General features: G+C 35.6%; 15 protein-coding genes. 13 read left to right on the top strand and 2 right to left on the bottom strand.

Annotated elements, in window-relative coordinates:
* Positions 1 to 248: 248 nt before the first annotated feature.
* The 9 genes from AN964_RS22745 to AN964_RS26945 all read left to right on the top strand — a co-directional run bounded on the left by AN964_RS22745 (position 249) and on the right by AN964_RS26945 (position 9,730).
* Positions 249 to 1,283, top strand: coding sequence for a threonine aldolase family protein (locus AN964_RS22745; protein WP_055742088.1), 1,035 nt, complete (start codon positions 249 to 251; stop codon positions 1,281 to 1,283).
* A 67-nt stretch (positions 1,284 to 1,350) separates the two neighbouring features.
* Positions 1,351 to 2,952 (top strand): PucR family transcriptional regulator, encoded by a 1,602-nt coding sequence (locus tag AN964_RS22740; protein WP_244885902.1) that lies wholly within the window; start codon positions 1,351 to 1,353, stop codon positions 2,950 to 2,952.
* Positions 2,953 to 3,071: 119 nt separating this feature from the next.
* Positions 3,072 to 4,340 carry a cytosine permease gene (locus tag AN964_RS22735; protein ID WP_055742086.1) on the top strand — a complete coding sequence of 423 codons (1,269 nt, stop codon included), beginning with the start codon at positions 3,072 to 3,074 and terminating at the stop codon, positions 4,338 to 4,340.
* A complete protein-coding gene (locus AN964_RS22730) occupies positions 4,337 to 5,440 on the top strand; it encodes an S-methyl thiohydantoin desulfurase family protein (RefSeq protein ID WP_055742085.1) in 1,104 nt (367 codons plus the stop codon). The genes AN964_RS22735 and AN964_RS22730 overlap by 4 nt, the downstream gene beginning before the upstream one ends.
* Positions 5,433 to 6,983: a hydantoinase/oxoprolinase N-terminal domain-containing protein gene (locus tag AN964_RS22725; RefSeq protein ID WP_055742084.1), complete on the top strand. Its 1,551-nt coding sequence runs from the start codon at positions 5,433 to 5,435 to the stop codon at positions 6,981 to 6,983. The genes AN964_RS22730 and AN964_RS22725 overlap by 8 nt, the downstream gene beginning before the upstream one ends.
* A 119-nt stretch (positions 6,984 to 7,102) precedes the next feature.
* A complete protein-coding gene (locus AN964_RS22720) occupies positions 7,103 to 7,645 on the top strand; it encodes a GNAT family N-acetyltransferase (protein ID WP_055742083.1) in 543 nt (180 codons plus the stop codon).
* Between the two features lie 167 nt (positions 7,646 to 7,812).
* Complete coding sequence (locus AN964_RS22715; protein ID WP_083489520.1) at positions 7,813 to 8,211, top strand: MMPL family transporter; 399 nt, start codon at positions 7,813 to 7,815, stop codon at positions 8,209 to 8,211.
* Between the two features lie 450 nt (positions 8,212 to 8,661).
* Positions 8,662 to 9,012, top strand: coding sequence for a PadR family transcriptional regulator (locus tag AN964_RS22710; protein WP_055742081.1), 351 nt, complete (start codon positions 8,662 to 8,664; stop codon positions 9,010 to 9,012).
* Positions 8,999 to 9,730, top strand: coding sequence for a permease prefix domain 1-containing protein (locus tag AN964_RS26945; RefSeq protein WP_055742080.1), 732 nt, complete (start codon positions 8,999 to 9,001; stop codon positions 9,728 to 9,730). The genes AN964_RS22710 and AN964_RS26945 overlap by 14 nt, the downstream gene beginning before the upstream one ends.
* A gap of 162 nt (positions 9,731 to 9,892) precedes the next feature.
* Here AN964_RS26945 and AN964_RS22700 read toward each other — a convergent pair whose 3' ends face one another.
* Both AN964_RS22700 and AN964_RS22695 read right to left on the bottom strand, forming a co-directional pair.
* Positions 9,893 to 11,830 (bottom strand): hypothetical protein, encoded by a 1,938-nt coding sequence (locus AN964_RS22700; RefSeq protein WP_055742079.1) that lies wholly within the window; start codon positions 11,828 to 11,830, stop codon positions 9,893 to 9,895.
* Positions 11,823 to 12,053 (bottom strand): hypothetical protein, encoded by a 231-nt coding sequence (locus AN964_RS22695; protein WP_152982454.1) that lies wholly within the window; start codon positions 12,051 to 12,053, stop codon positions 11,823 to 11,825. The genes AN964_RS22700 and AN964_RS22695 overlap by 8 nt, the downstream gene beginning before the upstream one ends.
* Positions 12,054 to 12,742: 689 nt before the next feature.
* Between AN964_RS22695 and AN964_RS22690 the strand changes: the two genes are divergently transcribed.
* From AN964_RS22690 to AN964_RS22675, 4 genes are read left to right on the top strand one after another with little or no spacing between them, the layout of a single operon-like run.
* Positions 12,743 to 13,099, top strand: a complete 357-nt coding sequence (locus AN964_RS22690; RefSeq protein ID WP_055742077.1) for a PadR family transcriptional regulator — start codon at positions 12,743 to 12,745, stop codon at positions 13,097 to 13,099.
* Positions 13,083 to 13,643 carry a DUF2812 domain-containing protein gene (locus tag AN964_RS22685; RefSeq protein ID WP_055742076.1) on the top strand — a complete coding sequence of 187 codons (561 nt, stop codon included), beginning with the start codon at positions 13,083 to 13,085 and terminating at the stop codon, positions 13,641 to 13,643. Before AN964_RS22690 ends, AN964_RS22685 begins: the two co-directional genes overlap by 17 nt.
* Positions 13,644 to 13,685: 42 nt before the next feature.
* A complete protein-coding gene (locus AN964_RS22680) occupies positions 13,686 to 14,570 on the top strand; it encodes an ABC transporter ATP-binding protein (RefSeq protein ID WP_055742075.1) in 885 nt (294 codons plus the stop codon).
* Between the two features lies 1 nt (position 14,571).
* Positions 14,572 to 15,783: an ABC transporter permease gene (locus tag AN964_RS22675; RefSeq protein WP_055742074.1), complete on the top strand. Its 1,212-nt coding sequence runs from the start codon at positions 14,572 to 14,574 to the stop codon at positions 15,781 to 15,783.
* The last annotated feature ends 318 nt before the right edge of the window (positions 15,784 to 16,101 follow it).

Below are 16,101 nucleotides of genomic sequence, written 5' to 3'. Positions count from 1 at the left end.
TTTTTTTTGCATTTAAGTCTTGGTTTTATTTTTCTTATCTAAAGTGGATATCTCCTTTACTTTATATTTTCTAACTTCTTACATTTAACAATATTAAACTCCCCAGGAAGCATAAAAATTTTCCTGCACTTCGATGATGTTGTATTAATGATAAAAAAGTAATTTTTGATTTTGGTGCATTACAGTAGTAAAATTTGATAATCAATACTTGAAATTTTCAGGATATATAATGTCTAGGGGTGAATGTAATGATTAATTTCCAGAGTGACTATTTAGAAGGATGCCATCCGAAAATTTTAGATAAATTAATAGATACAAATTTTAGGCAATCTTCAGGATATGGGAATGATGAGTATTCTAAGAATGCCATTGAAAAAATAAAAAAAGCCTGTAAAAAAGAGGATATAGATGTTCATTTTCTTGTAGGTGGAACGCAAACCAATTCTATTGTTATTGCATCTGTATTACGACCGCATCAAGGGGTAGTGAGTGCAACTTCCGGGCATATAGCTACGCATGAAGCAGGCGCAATAGAGGCTACTGGACATCAAGTACTGACACTTCCTAGTGAGGATGGGAAAATTCAGGCCGAACAGGTAAAAGAAATGTACGATGAGCATTGGAATAATCCAATGCATGAATCAGCTGTCCAACCAGGGATGGTATATATCTCTAATCCTACCGAAAATGGTACTCTTTATTCGAAAGCAGAATTAGAATCATTAAGCAAGGTTTGTCGTGAACTTGGCCTTCCATTATTTTTAGATGGAGCAAGATTGGGGTATGCTTTGACAAGCCCAAATAATGATTTGACACTTGAGGATATTGCAAATTTATGTGATGTCTTTTATATTGGCGGCACAAAATGTGGAGCTCTGTTTGGAGAAGCAGTTGTCATATGTTCGGATCCATTAAAAAGAGATTTTAGGTACATCATGAAACAACGTGGTGGGTTGCTTGCAAAAGGCAGGCTATTAGGTATCCAGTTTGCTGTCCTCTTTGAAGACGATTTATATTTTGACATTTGCGGAAGCGCAGTAAACTATGCATTACAATTAAAACATGCATTTGAGGAAAAAGGGATCAAATTATATGGAGAGTCGTTTACGAACCAACAATTTCCTATTCTTACAAATACACAACTGGATTATTTGAGTAAGAAATACGGTTTTGAGTTTTGGAGTAAGATTAATGAAAGAGAAACGGTAGTTCGATTCTGTACAAGCTGGGCAACAAAAAAAGAAGATATCGATGCACTAATTGATGATATAAGGCTAATGTGATTGGAATTAAATGGGTTTCTAATGATCGATTCTGATTAGTATTAACATAAATAGTGCAGAAGTGGTGGTGAATGAAAATGGGGTAACGGTAAAAGATTTGCTGCAATTGCCATCCTTTAGGGGTGCAGAGGTGCTGACTGGTAAAAATAATCTTAATCGAACCGTGTCATCTTTATCTGTGTTAGAAGTTTCGAATGTAGATTTTTTCTCTAACATCATCCAAACGGTTCAAGAAGAGTGGTATGCGGAAGAGCTTGTCATTAGCTCTTTTTATTCCATTAGAGATAGTATACAAAAACAATGCGAGACCATTCAACACTTACATGATTTAGGGGAATTAGGTCTCATTTTATATTATGTGGGAATTGTTTTGCCGGAGATACCAGAGGAGGTACTGCAATTAGCAGACTCTCAAGACTTTATTATCATTTGTATGCCTAAAAACGATTATTCTCTTCGTTATAATGAAGTAATCTATGAAGTGATGGAAGCGATTGTGAGTAATCAGACCGTTAATGATAGCTTTGTTAAGGAGACGTTAGAAAAGGTTTCCTTATTGCCAGAACATCTGCAGAGTGTGGAAATTACTCTTAAAATGTTATCTGATCGCCTGAAAGCAAATATTCTTTTGACGAATACACATTACGAGATTGTGAACCAAGTAATGTGGCCGCGCAATTCATCTTTAGATGTTTCGAAAGTTATCGAGGAATTTTTGCAATCCAATCTGAATAATAGAAGGGAGTACCAAAAATTAGATAGAAGTGCTCCAGCTTGTTTCATTGAGTACAAGAGTATTCACCAAAAAAACGGAGAGCTCCTTTATTTGTTTCTGATTAAGGAGAATTCAAAATTGCCGGCTAAGACCATTGAAAAAGTTAGTGAAGTGGTACAAGTCGCGATTAATCTATGGGGAGACAAGCATGATGAAGTTAGTGAATATGCTTTAGTAAAAGCGATTATAAATGATGAAAGCGAAAAAATGCGCAGATTAGGTAATTTGCTTCACATCGATGTCTCTGCTATTCAAATGATGTGGATGGTTTATATTAACGATCTCTCAGAAGAAAAGGCAATAAGAGAAGAATTAGAAGAGCAGCTTTCGAAGTATTATAACACTAGAGTGATTCAAATCATTGATGATTGCATTATTGTTCTTTTGGGGAATTGTTTATATAAATACCACGAGTTTGAGATAGCTAACGAGTTTATTGAAACGACGAATTATATCTCTCATATATCCGAAATTGTTTATTCTCCGAAAATGAAAAACACGCAAGATGTACGTCGCATGTATCAATTGGTCAATAATGTAGGGGGGAAAGTCCACCTAATCTATCCAATGCGTAAATTATATACGGCAGCTGAAATCAGGTCGATGAAGCGCGCCATTGATTTGAGTAAACAAGGAGAAGAAATGATTGAAGAATGCTTTTCCGTCATTGCTCCCATTTTAAATGATAAAGAGTCATTAAGGACTTTAATGACTTTTCTCTTGGATGCGAATGGGGATTTCGACAAGTGTGGGAAACTCCTTTTTATTCACAAAAATACCGTGAAGTATCGAATCAATAAGATTAGTGAACTGATTGGAAATGATGTAACGGTTTTTTCTGAATTCTACGATGTGTATATAGCTTGTATGATTTATCGATTAATTACTGGTTAGAATCATCCGCTGTTTTGTCGGAAATGACAAAATTGCGGATTTTTTTTTCATTTTAGAAAAAGACTTGCGTCCATACCTTCTTTTATAATAAGGAAAATCAAGAACTAAGGAGGGGCAATATGAGAAAAAATGGAGAGAATCAGTCGTGGTATAGTCTGGGGATTATCTGGGCTGGAGCGATGATTTGCATACCGAGTCTTTTAGTAGGGAATACGCTTATTTCTGGTATGAGCCTATCTAAGTCATTATTCGTAGCTTTTGTAGGGTATTCCATAGTAGTACTCCTCATGATTTTGCAAGGGATTCAAAGCAGTGATTTAGGAAAGCCAACCGTTCAAGTTGCAGGACAAGTGTTTGGTAACAAAGGATCTCGGACGATAATATCGATTATTCTGGCGGTTGCTTGCTTAGGCTGGTTTGGAATTCAGGCCAATGTTTGTGGTGCTGCGGTAGCAAATTTGTTAGCCGTGTACCACATGAATATGCCCGTTCCGTTAGCTTCTTTCTTAAGTGGCTTGGTGATGGTTATTTCAGCAATTTACGGTATTAAAGTGCTGCGTGTATTAAGTTATATTGCCGTTCCTTTATTAGTTGTAATTTGTGCATTTGGGTTAATTCAAACATTGACTGGAGATCATTTACAAATTATCCAGAACTACAAGCCTAAAGGGAATATGAGTTTTATGAATGGGCTGGCAGTAACGATTGGATCATTTGCATTAGGTGCAGTTATAGCGGGTGATTATTCACAATTTTCCAACAAGCGTTCAGATGTTTTGAAGGCAGCAATCTTTGGAATTATACCAGCTGGTGTATTTATGATTGGCATCGGTGCTGTTTTATCAATCGCCTATAAAACAAGTGATATTACTGCTGTCTTTATGGATATAGCCACACCATTTATTGGTGGTATTGCTTTGATTTTAGCTACATGGAAAACAAATTTGGTGAATGCGATCTCAGGTGGATTTGCGCTCATAAATGTTTTTAACATTTCCAAGCAAAAAGAAAAAATGGCGGTTGGAATTGCTGGTATGGTTGGGACATTGCTTGCTGTAGTAGGCATATTAAATTACTTTACACCGATTATGTCGATTTTATCAGCCATGATTCCACCAGTCGCAGGTGTCATGATTGCCTCTTATTGGGTGATGAACAAAGGGGATAAAAATAGTTGGAGAGAAGTGGAAGGCGTAAACCGCTTAGGTATTTATTCTTGGCTTGTTGGTGCTGTTATTGCTAGTATTCCAGTTGTTTTCTCTTTATTCCCTAGTTTGCCGCAAATACCTAACCAGCCCTTGATTGGGATTGTCATTTCATTTGTTATTTATTATTTCGGACATCGTATATCTGTACAAAAAACAATTATGTTGGAGGAAAATAGATGAGATATTTAGATAAAGAAGCTATAGAAAATATTGCGATAGGAGCAGCCTTCCTAGGGACAGGCGGAGGAGGAGATCCTTATATAGGAAAGTTGATGGCTCTTTCAGCCATTGAAAAAAATGGACCAGTTAAATTGTATTCAGTAGATGAAATAGAAGATGAAGACTTTTTTATTCCAGCTGCAATGATGGGGGCACCTTCTGTATTAATAGAAAAATTCCCACGTGGAGACGAGTTTGTTAAAGTTTTTCAAAAGCTGGCTAAGTATTTAGGAAAAGAAAAGATCACAGGAACGTACCCAATGGAAGCTGGCGGGGTTAATTCGATGATTCCGATTGTGGTAGCGGCCCAACTGGATTTACCACTCATTGACTGTGACGGTATGGGAAGAGCCTTCCCGGAATTACAAATGGTGACATTCAACTTGGATGGTATTTCGGCAACACCGATGGCGATTACGGATGAAAAAGGCAACATCGGGATTTTCGAAACGATTGATAATAAATGGACGGAACGCTTAGCCAGGACAGCAACGGTTGAGATGGGGGCCAGTTCTTTAGTTAGTTTGTATCCTACAACCGGCGTACAGATCAAGAAGAGTGGAGTCCATAATATCATTACGCTTTCTGAAAAAATCGGTAAAATTATTGCATCAAAAGATAAAGACGCGAACGAGAAACTTCAAGAATTACTAAATTTAGTTTCTGGATATGAATTATTCCAAGGGAAAATTGTCGATGTTATTCGAGAAACGAGGGGTGGATTTAACCTTGGGAAAATGAATCTGGAAGGAATTGAAATAAATAAAGACGAAAATATGAAGGTCCATTTTCAAAATGAAAATCTTATCGCAGAAAAAAATGATCAAGTTGTCGGTATGACCCCGGATTTGATTTGTCTAGTAGATTATGAAACTTTATTACCTGTTACAACAGAAAGTTTAAAATATGGAAAACGCGTTCGAGTGCTAGGATTGCCAGCTCATGAAAAATGGAGAACGGACAAAGGAATCGAAACAGCAGGTCCAAAATACTTTGGGTATGATTATGATTATGTTCCAATTGAGGAATTGGTTAAAAAGGTGGTAGTTGAAAATGTATAAGATTGGAATTGACGTTGGTGGAACGAATACAGATGCGATTATTTTAGATGAAAATCACAATCTGATTCATAATGTTAAATCACCAACAAGTTTAGATATTAAAACGGGCATTGAAACAGCTTTACGAAACTTATTAAAAGAAGCAGATATCGATAAGACGAAAATCACTCATGCGATGTTAGGGACAACTCAGTGTACAAACGCTATAGTAGAACGTAAAAAACTAGCTCAAGTTGGTGTGATCCGTCTAGGATATCCTGCTACTGCTTCTGTTCTTCCATATACAGCTTGGCCGAAAGATATGATTGAAAAGTTATCAGGGAATTATGCTCTGGTACATGGCGGGTATGAGTACGATGGGCAAATATTGAGTGAACTTGACGAACAGGAAATTAAAACAATTCTAGGTGAATGGCAAGATAAAGTGGAATCGATAGCTATCGTCGGAGTGTTTTCCTCCATCAAAAATGATCAAGAACTCATGGTTCGAGATATGATACATGAAGTATATGGAGAAGAATTTCCGGTATCTTGTTCTTCATTAATTGGTTCTGTTGGTTTAATTGAACGTGAAAATGCGACTATATTAAATGCGGCCTTATGCAAGGTAATTGAAACGACAACAAATGGGTTTGTGCAGGCGTTAGAAGAAGAAGGAATTTTTGATGCGGAAGTATATTTATGCCAGAACGATGGCACCTTGATGTCCATCGAATATGCTAAACAATTTCCTATTTTAACGATTGCATGCGGTCCAACTAATAGTATACGTGGTGCTTCCTATTTAGCATCAATCAAAAATACCATGGTTCTTGATGTTGGTGGTACGACCTCCGATATTGGAGTCTTACAAGACGGTTTTCCAAGAGAGTCATCTGTAGCAGTTGAAGTCGGCGATATTCGCACAAATTTTAGAATGCCGGATATTATTTCTGTTGGTCTAGGCGGCGGAAGCATTGTTCGAGCAGATAATGGCAGGATCACGGTTGGCCCAGATAGCGTTGGATACATGATTGGGCAGGAAGCGCTTGTCTTTGGTGGGAAAACCCTTACTACAACAGATATTGCTGTTCGTTTAGGCATGGCTGATGTAGGGGATAAGAGTTTAGTATCACATATAGAAGAACAGTTCGCCAAAGATGTACTATCAGTAATTTCTTCTTTAGTGGAGCAAGCCATTGATAAAATGAAAACTTCATCAGAAGACATTCAGCTCGTTCTAGTAGGTGGCGGAAGTATCATCATTCCGGATACTATACGCGGAGTATCCCAAATTATTAAACCTGAAAATGGGGATGTAGCAAATGCAATTGGTGCATCCATTGCTCAAATCAGCGGGCAATATGAACAGATTTATATCTATTCTAAAGAACCACGCGAGGATTCATTAAAAGACGCTCAAGACAAAGCGGTGAAACAATCCGTATTAGCTGGAGCGGTTTCTGAAACGATTGAATTAGTGGAAGTGGAAGAAACTCCGCTTGCCTATCATCCGGAAAATGCAACAAGATTAAGAGTGAAAGTAGTAGGGAAAATGAAATAAAACAAAGGGACGTTCCTTGTGTTTTCAAAAAACACAAGGAACGTCCCTTTGTTTATCTGTTTGGAGTAAAATGAATTTAGTAATAGGTTGCAAACAAATCTTTTTCAAGGAGGATAAAGATGAATACTAAATTATTTCATTCATTAGAAGGGGAAAAGATTTATTTCAAAGCTTTAAGCACAGAGGATGCACAAGAGATACATAGCTATGCATCAGATCCTGAAGTGTCTATATTTATCGGTTGGAATTTAATGAATTCATTGGATGAAACTCGCGAGTACATTGAATTAATGTTAAATCGTGAAGCGGAAGGTACCCATCTGTATGCATCTATTGTTCTAAAATCCACTAATGAAATTATCGGAACAGCCATGATCTTCAATTTTGACAAAGAAGCAAACAAAGCCGAAATCGGTTATATGCTTCACAGAGATCATTGGGGGAAGGGGTATGGGACAGAAATTGTTGCATTGATGACTGATTTTGCATTTCAATCACTTCATCTTCACAAGCTATATGCATATGTAGTGGATGCAAATATTGGTTCAGCTCGTATTCTTGAAAAGAACGGATATGAGTTAGAAGGTAGATTAAAAGATAACTATTTTATAGAAGATAAATATTACGATGCTCTGTTCTTTGGAAAAATTACAAATCAGTAAAAACAAAGGGACAACCATCTTGTTTCTAAATTGACAATTTAGGAATTTATCGATGATAATAACGCTTTAGGTAACAGTTACACCAATTCTGGTAGTGATCCTAATTATCAAGCATTGAAGCAAACGATTAATCAATTATCCACTTCATTAAACCAGATAACACCTCAATGGATACACGAGTAGACTACAGCATATTCTTAATGATGCGCTTTAAGGAATATCCGCATCTCTCACCTAAAGAGGCAATTGTGTTAGCATCTAAGCACACAGGTGGAGTCATTATATCAGCAGTCATCATACTGGGCGGTACCTTTGCGACCCTGATGCCTGCTGGAATAGTACCTTTATCTGAATTGTCTATAGCTGTCATTACTGGTCTGATAGTCCTTTGCTTTGTACTGCTTCCTATCTTTATTCCGGCATTAATTGCACTTCCGGATGCATTGGCAAATGTAATGACTAGAAAAAAAGGAAGAAGTTTTAAAAGTGGCGGAAGAATAATTAGTTTTCTTACCTCAAGGAATAAAATGTCCTTGGGGTTTTTTTTATTGCTTTATTGTGCTTGATGTTTCAAACATAAAGGATAAAAAAGTAACGAGTAATTAGATAAACACAGTTTACTTGTGAGGTGGAAAACGGTAAATCGAATCAAATAAATTTCACACTCCAATTCATTGTTATTGCACAGTCTAAAAAAGACTTATCTCTAAGTAACGGGTTCTGTTTTGAAGTACAAAAACATAATTCGCACCTTATTTCACACGTTAAATAACATTGAAAATCGCAGTAAAATAATATTAGAAGAAGCACAGTGATTTGTTCACTGTGCTTCTTTATATGGGGGTTTGAATTTTTAGAATGTTTTATGGAGATTTGTATTGAACTTGAAACAAGAAGTTGGTGAAGATTTACACTTAACGGAGGTTAATTAAACAAGGAATAATAAATTTATATAAATAATACCTTGTATTATAGAGTACATTGTAATATATTTTATTTATATGGAGGTGTAAATTTTGGAAGTTAATAAAGAGGTTTTAAAAGGGCATATAGATACTTTGATTTTATCCCTTTTACATAAAAAAGATATGTACGGTTATGAGCTAGCTAAATTTGTTAGGGATAAAAGTGAAGAACAATTCGAAATAAAGGAAGGCACACTCTATCTTTCTTTGAAAAGATTGGAAAAAAACGAATGGATTGAATCATATTGGGGTGCTGAACAAGGACCAGGGGGGAGAAGAAAATATTATAAACTTACCTCACTTGGAGAAACGTGTTTTGAAGAAAAACGTTCAGAATGGCGTTTTGTAAAAAAAATAATGGATTCTTTTTTGGAAGGAGGAACCGAAATTGAGACAAATTGATGTATTTATAGATTCAGTTTATCAAAATTTTGACGGAAATAAAGAAGATATAAACGAATTAAAAATAGAAATGAAGAACCATTTATTAGAGGCTGTACACGAATTAAAATTAGAAGGCAAAACAGAAACAGACGCAGTGAAGATTGCGATTGAACGTTTCGGTGGAGAAAAAGAAATTCAAACAGTTATTGGTCAATTATTTGTTGCACAAAAACTATTTGCAAGAAGATTACTCTATTGTGCATTATTTTTTCTTGTTTTGAGCCTCCTTATATTTGGTACCATTATGTCTATTGAAAAAATCAATCAGAATGAACGACATAAAATAAACAATGATATTTCTATGATTTTAAGCGACGTTAACAGTACCATTTCAAAGGAAAAGCAAGATAAAATTAAGTCTTTGATTCAAGGAACAGACCAGGTTTCGAAAGTTGAAATTTACAATATAGAGAATATAGCAGACAGATTTAATTATCCCGGTACAGCAAAACCAGAGTTTAAATACGAAAGAAAAATATGGGCACCAAAAACCCGGTTCATTGACTTAAATCGAGAAGGTAATGGGGATGATAAATGGTTTATCTTTATTACTTATAGGAGTATTGATAATTTAGCAGTTTTATCCCTATTGGGTATTGTTTTTTCTATTCCTTTATTTTTAATATGGGGAATTATAAATGTTTATCATAGAAGGAGTGTCATATTTAAATCGTAAAAGTCGTTGTTGAACGAACGGGTTGCTTTAGTTGAAGATGACATAAATTAGAAAACCGGCTCGAACTAAAATTTGAGTCGGTCTTGTTTGTTAATCCAGATTCAGTTCAGTTGTTTGCCAGTGTTTTTTTTCTATCCACCTAGATATTCTTTTGTGTCCCTTTTATCGTTTGTATATAATGTCTTCCCACTTATATACCTTGTTTGCGATTCCTAAATGTTGTGCCGGAGTCTTTTCCAAATTTCCGATTTTAACGGGTTGACAAAAGTTATAAAAGGTACGGAGAATCGTAATGCTCATTTGTGCATACTTTGGATTGAAGTTACTGTAAATATAGGATTTCCCGTCACCACGAGAAGTCACTAATGGTCTTTCTAATACAGACAGGCACCTTCTTATTTCCTGCAAAAAGGCATTAACGGAGTTGTCGTTAACTTTATCAACAAACTGTGCAAGGATTCGAGTTGGTAAATGTGTCATATCAGTTAAGCAATCGATTATTCTTTTCCCTCTATCTTTCATACCAAGTGGATGTTCAATCGGATTTTTGATGTAACAGTTGTAGGTATCACCATTTGAAGTGAAATTCTCCTTATGGAATTTGTGTGTCTTAAGTTGTTCCTCTAAGAAGTAATATGCTAAAAGCTGTACATCTTTTTCTTCAATACCTTTTAATTTTCCCCATTCCCTTAAGTCTCTAATTGATTGAATATATTCAGTAAACGCGTCAGTTCGTGAAAGAGTCTTATTTACTCTGCAAATAAATAAATAAGCATATTTTTTCTTTATTTCTTCCGTAAAGATACGATTTATAGAAGTAATCAATGAATTATCGTCATCCGTAATAAAACGCCACTTCGGAGAATTAATTATTTGTTTAATTAGCCAGAGGTGTCCCATTGTTGTATAAGTCTGATTAACGTGTAATCCATCAACATATACAAACCTCTTATTGTATTCCTCTAGCTGCCGGAAATACTCTTGCGTTGTTTGAGTATCATTTTGAGTAGGCTTTATTGGATGTATCCCATATTGATTAAAACGAGCATTTTTACTTAAAAAGTCATTTAAATGATCGTCTTTGTAAAATAAGGTATCGTCTAAAATTTGTTGTTTTGTGATTTCCCAATCAAAACCAACATCGGCTCTAAAAACATACCGTGAATGATGTTCACTACTAATCACGACTTGGGTTGGCAATTGTTTTTCCGCTGAAGAAGGCTTGGATTTAATGGATTCGCCCTTTTTTCTAACATTGTTTAATACATACATCATCTTATCTGTATTTACCCATATTTCATCGAACGCCTTCTTCTCAAAAGCTCTCTTTTCTCTGGTCTCTAAGAATTCTAGGCAACATCGATATAACCACTCAAGTTTAGAATAATAAGTACCTCGACCCATCTTTAATAAATGGCAAGTTCTTGATACAGCAACGTGATTAACCAAGTGATCTGCAAATTTAACTAATACATCATTTCTTTGCTGGTGATACCCTGTATTACGTTTCTTATCTGGTAATACATTAGTTAATTTTTTACAAGTTTTACACTGATATCGTTGTGAATTCGAGGTACTGGTTCCCCTTTTGTAAAAGTCTTTTGGATTTGAAAAAGGCGTTGTCTTTAAAGGGCAAGTTTCTTTATGAAAAACATAGTCAGGTTCAATTGGTACAACATTGTTAATTCTGTTTAATCGTTCAATTTCAGTAGCCACTGACCAATTTGACATAGTACGTGTTGTACAATTCAGTGACGGAATTCCACCTGGATCTCGATTATCATTTCCGCAAATGATAACCTTATCAGCATCGTTACCCGACAATTTATACCTCTTAGCTTTTCCTTTGTAATTCATTTGTTCCAAGCCATAATGTTTGCAAAATGGATTCGCACAGTGATTCACTTGTATTGTGTATGTCTTCCCATTTAACTCGAGTTTAACAGGTTGAAAAATTCCTTTACTAAAGCGTGCTCTGAATTGTTTCGGTGACAGTTCATCATATAAACTGTTTCTGTCGTATAATTCATCTTCCGAAAAAGGGCTATCAATCTGCAATAGTGCATCATTTGCAGTGGCCAATCTCTTCATCTTACTCATTAGCTAAACCAAACTCCTTCTTAATTCGGATATTGTTTCTTAAAGAATTAATGTGTTCAATAAATCCTTCATCCTCCAATAAATTTTGAAGGAATTCTTCTAACACTTGGCTATCTGTCAGGCCGGTATAAATTGCATAGTAATTAACGAGTTTACGGGTTTTTTCAGATAGCCTATATTCAATGGGTTCTACTTTAGAGTATTTAGGTTCTATAAATTTCACTGATTTCACTTCCTTTAAAAGTAAATTAACACAACGGTCAATTCGAGTGGAAAAAAGATAATGTATTAGCAGCGTTACAGAACTTTCTGTAACATCCATTTTTTATGTGCGATTTGGTATACCAAATCGCACCCCAATTATTAAAAAATCCATTTATATCAATAAAAAAAGGGTATCCAAATCGTTGCGATTTGATACCCTTTTTCATATACTTTTTAGGATTTTGTACTCGAAAACAGAACCCGTTAATCTCTAAGCCTTTTTTTTTATTTTTTTTACTAAAGCAACCGTAAGTTGTACAAGTTCATTAGACGCTAAAGCGAGTTTGATAAATAAGCGGAGAAATTTCTCTTATTGAGGAAATAACACTGAAAATACCTTAAATAGACGGAAGGATTCCGATTATTGACTCGAAAAATGTGAAAATGGGTGATTTTGCTTTGCTTAATCGGAAAACCTCCGCTTATTTATCCCGAACCGAGTTCTATTCTGCAGTCTAACCGGAAAATTTCCGCTTATTTTAAATATCTCTCACCTCTAAAGTAAACCGTTATAAATAGATACGATTCTTTTTTTGTTTAAACCAATTTTGATGAAAAGGATTGACAAATAAAATGGTAAATTTTATTATATCAATTAATGATATATCCATTATGGATATAAACTAAAAAGTACGGAAGGTGTTTTTTTTGTCCAGAACAAATTCGATGGAAATGAACCAGTTAACCGATCCGGCTTATTACATTATGCTATCAGTGCTGGAGGCAAAGCATGGATATGCCATTATGAAATATATAGAAGAACTTACAAATGGTGATTTTACGATTGGGCCGGCAACTCTATATACCTTACTGAAGAAACTTCAAAACGCCGGTTTCATTGTCCAGGATGAAACGGACGATGACCGTCGAAAAACATATACAGCAACGGAAAAAGGAAAGGCACTTTTGTGCAGCGAGATTAAAAGGAGAAAGCAAATGGTGGAACATGGTATAGAAGCGTTTAAATCTTTAAAGGGGGCTGGTGAACATGATATGGAAAGATAAACGTTTCATTATTGGAAGAGGGTTAGCCTTTTCCGAAACAAAGGAAATGCAACATCTAAGTAAACTGGCAGAGGAAGGTTGGTTTCTGGAATCTCCAGCATTTTGCGGTTTTGGGTATAAATTATGCAGAGGAGAAAAACAAGAGCTTCAATATTGCATCGATTATCAAAAACTGACAAAAGAAGAAAGTATTGATTATTTTGATATGTTTGCAGCAGCTGGGTGGAATCATGTTATGACAGTAGGGAATGTTATTCACTATTTTACTGCTGCTCCTGGGACGAAACCTATTTATTCCGACCAGACAACTTTATTGGAAAAGTATAAACAAGGGAAAGTGAATTTAGGTTTTACAAGCATTATCTTTGTCTTTCTTACGATTCTCATGAACCTGATGGGGCGATTGGTTGAGATAGAAAAGGTTCAGCAGATATTCCAGGGCTTGTTTCATATTTTCCTTGTAGTCACGATTCCGGTATTGATGACGTACTCTGCTTTCCTATTAAAATTATGGAGATTAAGACAGTCAAATTATCATTACTGAAATCTAGTTTTTAAGAAATAAATAAAGGGGAGAATCAATTAAATGGGGTTAAACATTTATCAATTAAGTAAATCCTTCGGGGAAACAAAAGCAGTTCAAAACTTAAACATTTCCTTAGAGAAAGGGCATGTACTCGGTCTTCTTGGAAGAAATGGTGCAGGAAAAACAACTACTATAAAAATGCTGCTAGGTTTGTTAACGCCAGATCAAGGTGAGATTACATGGGAAGATGGGCGACTTGACCGATCCAAGGTTTCCATCGGCTATCTTCCTGAAGAGCGTGGACTGTATTTAAAAAGTAAAATAAACGAACAACTTCGCTATTTTGGTGAACTTGAAGGAATGAGCCGTAAACAAGCCGATGATGCAATTGACTATTGGCTGGATAAACTTGATATAGCTAAATATAAAACCAAAAAGGCTAGTGAATTATCAAAAGGGAACCAACAAAAAATTCAATTAATCGCAACATTAATGCATAATCCGGAATTGATAATTTTAGATGAACCATTTAGTGGGTTAGATCCTGTGAATGCTAATTTATTGTCTTCCATCATAGAAGAGCAAATCACAGCTGGAAAAACAGTGATCCTGTCCAGTCATCGCATGGAGCAAATTGAAAGTTTTTGTGAACAAATTTGTTTAATGAAAGAGGGAGAGGTCATCGTTAAAGGGCGATTGGATGACATTAAACAAAATTATGGGTATCGCAATCTATCACTATCAAGCAATAAAACTATTGAAACTGCACTTAATGAATGGAATATACCTTTTGAAACAAAACAAGCAGATATCGTTATTAGAGTTAGGAATGATAAAGAAGCAATTCAGCTTTTGAACCGATTCGAAGTTCATTCGATTCCAATTCGTAACTTTAAAATGCTGGAGCCTACATTAAACGAAATCTTTATTGAGAGGGTGGGGTAATATGGGGAAATTTATGACGGTTTTTAAGTTTCACTTGAGAGAGGCCATAACATCAAAGTCTTTTATCATTGGCAATCTAATTACGCTGATTATCATAGTTGGTATTTTCGGCTTTAGCCATTTCTCCTCGAAGGAGTCAAAGGATAAAGTGGCGTTCATCAATTCAACTACCTATCAAACTAATATTAAACAGTTAAACAAAGGATTGGATTCTGTAAAACTTGTTTCTGGGGAAAAAAGTAGTATCGGGAAATTAAAGCAACAAGTGAAAGCTGGAGACCTTGATGGCATTGTGGAAGTAAAAGAAAAGAACGGTTCACCTGCCCTCTCGTATACGTATAAATCTTTTGCTGATCAGGAATTAGTTGCGATTTTAACACAGAAAGTCCAGCATATCGGCATCAATAAAACAATTACAGATTCAAAGGTAGACCCAAATGTTGCAACAAAACTCCTAGCACCAATTCCTGTAGAAAGTATTGCCTTAAAAGATACGACTGGAACGGTTGGAATTGTTTATATTTTTGTGTTCCTAATGTACTTGCTAATCCTTGGCAGAGGTCAAATGATTGCCAATACTATTACCGCGGAGAAAGCTTCTCGTGTTATGGAGATCATGATTCCGAAAGTGAAGCCTATCTACATGATGTATGGAAAAATATTGGTGCAGTTAGTGATCGGATTAGCGGACATTGTTGTGATGATCCTTGGGTTTCTTATTAGTTACTCTTTAGGTTGGTTTAACGGAAAACAATTTTCATTGCTAGGCTTTCATATCGATTTAAGTAATTTAACGCCATTTATCATCGTATGCTTTATTATTTACTTCATATTAGGATTTTTACTGTATGCGATTGGCTATGCCGCAGTTGGAGCGGTTGTAAGCAGAACGGAAGACTTAAGCTCGGTTTCTTTCCCGATTATTTTATGTATTATGGCAGCTTTTTTTGTCGGAATGACGTCCATCTTTTCTCCGGAATCGACACTTGTTACTGTATGTTCCTACATTCCGATTACATCACCGATTGTAACATTTTCAAGAATATTATCAGGTGAAGCAGGCTACATGGAGATGGGCATTACCATTGTAATTCTTTTAGCCAGCATTGCACTCCTTAACTACGCAGCAAATCGAATTTACTTGAATGGGGTTATGAATTACAGTGGAAAAGTAAAATTTAAGGATGTTGTCCAAATGGCGCAAAAACATTAGATGAAAGTGCTTGACCCCCGGTGCGTAAATACTTTTATTACCGGGAACCAAGCACTTTTTTTAGTTTTTTATGAAAAATTTTGGATGTTATTAAAACTATTAGTCTATCTTTTACGAATATATAACTGAGAGGATAAATCTACTAGGATGAGGATCAGAGATATGAGTAATGAAGGGAAATGGATAAAACAGATTCAAAAGAAATTGGATGAGAGTGCCTCCAATAATCTAGTTGCATTGATAATTTGAGGTAAATTACATCAGAAATTAACAGAGAATAAACTTCACCGAGATTTGGACCGTGTCATTATGTCGCCT

Source organism: Heyndrickxia shackletonii (assembly GCF_001420715.1).
Taxonomy (GTDB): domain Bacteria; phylum Bacillota; class Bacilli; order Bacillales; family Bacillaceae_C; genus Margalitia; species Margalitia shackletonii.
This window is presented reverse-complemented; position numbering and strand designations above follow the sequence as displayed.